At 47.2% G+C, this 1815-nt stretch carries 2 protein-coding genes; one reads left to right on the top strand and one right to left on the bottom strand.

All coding sequences use genetic code 11. The features are described 5' to 3' along the window. The first annotated feature begins 103 nt into the window (after nucleotides 1-103). Nucleotides 104-529 carry a hypothetical protein gene (locus tag J4613_RS22405; protein WP_015675523.1) on the top strand — a complete coding sequence of 142 codons (426 nt, stop codon included), beginning with the start codon at nucleotides 104-106 and terminating at the stop codon, nucleotides 527-529. Here J4613_RS22405 and J4613_RS22400 read toward each other — a convergent pair. Further along, a complete protein-coding gene (locus J4613_RS22400) occupies nucleotides 526-1746 on the bottom strand; it encodes an ISL3 family transposase (RefSeq protein WP_000343758.1) in 1221 nt (406 codons plus the stop codon). The genes J4613_RS22405 and J4613_RS22400 overlap by 4 nt on opposite strands. Between the last annotated feature and the right edge of the window lie 69 nt (nucleotides 1747-1815).

Here is a 1815-nt window from a genome sequence, read left to right as displayed (position 1 = left end):
GGGTCTTCCCCTGTTGTGGTGAAGTTCGTGTATAATTGAGATTTTAGGGATTATAAGTATCCCTTGCCAAAGGCGTACCTTTAGTTCTGTCTGGGAGGACAACATGTTTACAATTCATAACAACCCTAACCGGACGACGGCAGCATCTGATACACATGTAAACCATGCTAATTTAGAGGATAAGTCTACTGTCGTTACCTCGTTAACTTCAGTTAAAAACATCCCGGCAAACATGTTGAAATCAAAAAATTCTTCGCAATGCGTTATTTTAAATAACCTTCATGTTCCACAGGATGCATTAGCTACTGATATTGCTAGTTACAACAGAGGATTACAGGCCCGTATTAACCTTGAGTACAGGCCCCAGGAAAATACAGTGTTTTTACTCGGTACACCTGAAGTCTTAGATACTAACGAGTCACTATCGTTACCAGTTTCTCCACATATTCTAACTCAAAAACTTTTGAGCATTAGCAACAATAAAAACCACGAATTTTCAGTAAAATCAAACGGATATGTTTGCCTTTAAAAGGCCATGTTTAATCTACCGTAATGAAACATGACAGCTACTTTGAAGCGTTCCCTGTTCCGGTATCCCCGAGCCTTTATCCTCAGTAGCATTATTTTACTGTTAAGCGCTTCGGCATTACCGTTAGATACGCAGTGCCGCATTGCGTTAAGTATTCCGTACAGCCTTTTCATGATGGTTCCTGCCATGTTTCTCATTACCGGCACATCACAGCTTCTCGCAAGCGCTATCCATTGCTGCCAGTCTGCACGGCGTTTGTCACTCCATGGGCGATTCCAGATATCTTTCGCCAGCTCTTTCAGTACCCAGCATTGACTGGTCAGCTGCATCTGCTCTCTCAGCCATGCCAGTTTTTCCTGTCGGGATTCTGTCATCCATTTTTCACTGTATTGCCACAGGAAGCGGGTTCCTTTTGCCTGGCGGCGGCTGTCCAACGGAAGCCGGGGATGCTCGTTCTGCCGCGTCTTATCAACGATTTCACCCAGTTGTTTTGCCACATGGAAGCGGTCAAAGGCTATTTTCTCTACAGCGCGCGGAAGATGGATGCGTGCCGCTCTGATATATCCGGCATTCATATCCATTGAGAACGTTTTGATTGCCTCCAGCTGACCGTCGGTGAGAGTGCGAAGATAGCTGGCAAGACTTTCTGTTCCCCGATCATCCGTTAATGCCAGCGCTCTGCCCTCACGATCTGATATCACAGTGATATACTGGTGCCCCTTTTTGAATGCAACTTCGTCCACATTCATATGCCGGGCTGATAGCGGCTTTTTTATTCGCCCAAGACCACGTTTGACTGCCCGGGTCATAATGCCGTCAACGGCATTCCAGCTAAGCTTAAGTTGCTTTCTTACCGCATCAACCGTGCTAATTTTCAGCCAGGTAAGGACGAATGATTCGAACAATAACGTATACCGGCTACCAGCTCCGGCCCATGGAACAGGTAACGTCTGGCATCCATGGTCTGGACACATGACCCGGGGGACACTCGCCTCAACGACAGTCATGAACTGGCAGGTATCGAGATGACGCCATTTGCGGTGTCGGTGATCGTGAACAGGGCATTGCTGCCCGCATGTCGGGCAGATTAGCAGTGTATTTTTGGCGATCCCGACAACAACGGTGACATAGCCAGCGTTTTCATCAAGGGAAAGAGATTCAACCTGCCACGGGGCGGACAGGTTGAGAATGTGGGCATAGAGGGATTTCTCATCCATGATGGTTGCCTCTGGTGATGAAAATTATTGCATTATCATGCACTCAACCACCACAACAGGGGAAGACCC

It is taken from the genome of Salmonella sp. 32020114201800008SM (genome assembly GCF_017572025.1).
GTDB classification, from domain to species: Bacteria; Pseudomonadota; Gammaproteobacteria; order Enterobacterales; family Enterobacteriaceae; genus Salmonella; species Salmonella enterica.
Note: the sequence above shows the minus strand (reverse complement) of the source record. Positions and strands in the feature narration are given on the sequence as shown.